The organism is Sulfitobacter sp. 1A13368, assembly GCF_043557275.1.
Classification (GTDB): Bacteria; Pseudomonadota; Alphaproteobacteria; order Rhodobacterales; family Rhodobacteraceae; genus Sulfitobacter; species Sulfitobacter faviae.
Genome location: NZ_JBIFFR010000014.1, coordinates 1 through 3657 on the forward strand (window position 1 = coordinate 1; position 3657 = coordinate 3657).

General features: G+C 51.9%; 3 protein-coding genes. All 3 read right to left on the minus strand.

The window, feature by feature from the left end; translation table 11 throughout:
* Positions 1-174 precede the first annotated feature (174 nt).
* Positions 175-939: a hypothetical protein gene (locus tag ACGYK4_RS17210; protein ID WP_394420160.1), complete on the minus strand. Its 765-nt coding sequence runs from the start codon at positions 937-939 to the stop codon at positions 175-177.
* Positions 940-1411: 472 nt separating this feature from the next.
* Complete coding sequence (gene mobV / locus ACGYK4_RS17215; RefSeq protein WP_394445981.1) at positions 1412-3163, minus strand: MobV family relaxase; 1752 nt, start codon at positions 3161-3163, stop codon at positions 1412-1414.
* 307 nt (positions 3164-3470) lie between these two features.
* A partial coding sequence (locus ACGYK4_RS17220; protein ID WP_394457536.1) for a hypothetical protein occupies positions 3471-3657 on the minus strand: 187 nt, incomplete at its 5' end.

Consider the following 3657-nt stretch of genomic DNA (forward strand, 5'->3'; position numbering starts at 1 on the left):
GTGCAAACTCAACGCATTTGTTAAAGTCGTCGTGAAGCGACTGCTCTACCCTTGCATTGACGTTGCTGAGCTTCTCCCCTGCTCCGGGGGCGTGCTCTAGATACTTCGGTTTCTTCTTTGCCATGCGCTTCTCCTTATGCTGGCTGGTTGCATTACCTATGTAACGGGCTGTGGTTAATCTGACGTTTCGTCAGGGCTGGCATCCCCGCTTTCATCGATGCGGGAATATGGGCTGGCCTTGTCGTCCACTTCGGACAAGTCCATTTGCTTGGGTCGGGGTAACGCAGGGTTCAAGCCTTCCTGCTCGTTTTGCTCAATGATGTACTGCTTGCCGAGTACGATTCTGGAGCCGTTGAAGAGCCGTGCTGGGTTCACCCAGTAAGCGTCTCGACCGATCTTGCATGGGGCTAAAATGTCGTGCTGTAAAAGCTCTGCCATAGCCTTATAGAAGGCCGTTTTCCCGACAGGTTTGACCTTTATCGGGCTGTTCTTCATCTTCACTGCTGTTTGTTCAATCAGGTCGTTTACAATGTCTAGTGACAGATAAACCTTGTCGCTGTCCTTGACCTTTTGAACTTCATTAATCAGCACAAAAAAGATCCGTGCGGCTGTCGGAGACAGCCCCAGCATCGTGGTAATATCTGCTGAAAAGAGCTTCACGAACTGCTCACGGTCAACCATCTGGGTGACGCCAATGGTTAATGCACCACCAACCTCACCAGTCTTGTAGTTGTAAGCAACTTCATCCTTCAGCTGCTGCGTATTTCTTACTGAAACTGAAAAACCTTCATCCATTATCGACACTAGAAAAGGATTTTCCTTATGTGCCGTAAAGGCCTTCAAAGAAGGCCTAGGCATGCTCTTCGCTTCTTCGGAAGGAAGGAGCGGCCGCTCTCTTTCCCTCTTCATAATCTTGTCTGTGTTCTTCTTCTGGTTCATTTTTCACCCCTCTAAAGCGAACTCTATGTTCTCCTTAGATGTACTTCTAGTTCATTAAATCTGCGTTAAAAACGAACTCCAAGTTCGCACCTATTCATAACCTCTAAATCATTTTCCGCAAAAACACACCCAAAAACGAACAAAACACACATATTTTCATTCAAAAGTTCAAAAAATAGGACAAAAAGTTCGTTTAAACGAACTACCCCCCTAATAAAATCAATAACTTAGATAGTTTTCCTTCTTATTCTTTCTACCGGGTCCGACCTCCGGTTCGTCCACCCGGTAGAAAGATGACGCCAGCCTCCGGCTGGCTGCACCAGCTGCCGCTGGTGGGCTTGCTGCTGGGAAAAAGAAAGGCTTGAGGCTTTCTGAAGCGGCTCTGCGGCTGGGGCTAGGGCCGATCCTCGATGGGGCTGGTGAGGATTAGCCAGGGCGGAGCCAAGCGAAGCCCTAGCGGGCCTCGCGCGGTTCACATGCCGGGGGGCTTCGGGGCCTTGCTGGCGGGCGGCAACCGCCGCTTGGGGCGATCCGGGTCAACCGGCTTTGCGTCATGGCCGTCTTGCTCGTCCGCTTTACACAGAGCTTCATTCCAGTCTTTCACTGGCGCTTCCGGGTGATGGACTCGGACGTTCTTGAAGCCGTGGTCCTCGAAGTCCTTGGCGAGCTTAGGAGCGGCAAGTTTTCCAACCTTGTCGTTGTCATAGGCTATAACAATAGAGCCCCACGCGGCTGCCTCGACGTTTTTTGGCATTACAGTCGTAACGCCAGCTGTAGCGCAGGCGGTGCCGGTCAGCTCGTGGATCTGCATGTATGACAGGGCGTCGATGGGGTTCTCGGCAATGATGAGATTGTCCCATTTGCGGCTCTCTCGACCGACTGTCGCCCGCCAGCACAGGCTCTTATCCGATCCTGTGGCGAGGCCTTTAAAGTCGCTCAAGCCAGTCCCACGCTTGATCGCGATGCCAGCACTTGCAAAGACGACGTTCTTAAATCTGTCGGCATAGACTGCACCACGCCTGTAAAGCCCTTCGACCAGCTTCGATGACAGCCTGCGAGCTTTCGTTAAGTAACGCTCCACATGCTCCCAGTGGTCTGGCACAGGCTCGGGTTTTTGGAAAACAACGGCCTTGCGCTCAACAACGCGCTTGGGCGCCTTTTTAACTTCCTCTATAGCTTTACGCCGTGCTTCATCTGTTGCGTTACTAACGTAACTGTCTGCGCCATAATTTGAGATTAGAAAGTCTCTTGCTGTCGTAAAGTCGCATTGCATTACATGCTTAACGAAGTCGACTGCACCGCCTCCACCCTGCCCCGCTTTATGGTCGTAAAACTTCTGGCCAGTGATCGAGATGGCAAACTCGCCGTCAACGTCCTTCCAGTTCTTGTCTTTATCCTGTTCAAGCGCCAAGCGTTGCGCCAGTTCAAGCAATGGCGTGGCACGTGCTGCATCAAGCTGCTCTTTCAGTCGCGCTTTCTCTTCTGCATTACGTTCCGCTTTACTGGCTGCTGCCTTTGCGGTAGCGCGAGCGCCAGCGGTTTCGCTTCTGGCTGTGATGCCAGCCTGAGCTTGCAGGTGCATCGTCTCGACGTCTTTCTGCAAGGCTTCCTTCCAGTCGTCAGAGGTCAGTGCCTCCCATTTTGTGGGCGGGGTCCAGCTGGGCACTTCCTGCTCTATGGCACCATAAAAACGGGCGACTCTGTCGTGCTTGGCCTTGCTGCCTTTGACACCCCTTTCAATGCCCAGATGTGCCACACATTGGGCCATTCTGTCCTGCATTTGGGACAACAATTGACGGCCTCCAAGCCAGTGCCTGGCATTGAGCCTGCCGTCTTTGTTCGGCACGATATAGCCCGTGATGTGCGGGGTCGATTCATCGAAATGGATCTGCAAATGAGCCACATTTTCCTTGCCGAAAGTCTTGATGATTTCGGTGCATGACTTCTTCCACCACTCGTTTACCTGATCGGTGGTGGCATGCTCGAACCACTCAGGGGAGACGGTCGATAAGACCTCAATGACTTTGACCGAGTTCTTGCGGCCTTTGGCCTTGGCAAGTCTCTCGTCAATGTCCTTTTGAGGGTCTGCACTACCCCAGACGATCCGGTTTTTAATGCCCGGTATCGCGTTTGGGGTGGCTCTAGTTCTCATGCAATGCTGAACCGATGCGGCGATCTCGCCCCCGGTTTTCAGCTTTGCAGTTCGGAAGATCGTATACGCCATAGCTGCTCCATTTGCTTCATTGTTCTACACAAGAGGTAAGGCCAGAAGGTTTCCACAATCTTTCTTTTTCCAAGGGGAAAAGCTCATGTAGCAAACTAATCGTGCCCGGAGGGTCGATTCGTTTGTGTAGTGAGTACACAAAGAACTTTTGAAGCGCGGGGCTACGCCCCTTTTGTAAAGCTACTGATCTTTACGCACGGTAACACCCCGCGCTTCAATTTCGTGGATAACTCGTAAAGCTCCGGCGCTGTCTCCGAAGTGACAATACATAGCCAGTTCAGAGACAAGCTGGGATAAACGCATAATGCTAGAGGTCGAGCTTGCCTTGCGCTTCCGGCATTGCACGCACCTCGTCAATCGCCTCACGCATTGCAGTTTTAATTACGTTCGTCATGCTGAGCTTCATGCCGTTCTGCTGTGCAAACTCAACGCATTTGTTAAAGTCGTCGTGAAGCGACTGCTCTACCCTTGCATTGACGTTGCTGAGCTTCTCC

What these genes read in the sequence shown, in the direction of transcription:
- ACGYK4_RS17210 (WP_394420160.1), bottom strand. Translation starts at nt 939, where the DNA reads ATGAACCAGAAGAAGAACACAGACAAGATTATGAAGAGGGAAAGAGAG.
- mobV (WP_394445981.1), bottom strand. Translation starts at nt 3,163, where the DNA reads ATGGCGTATACGATCTTCCGAACTGCAAAGCTGAAAACCGGGGGCGAG.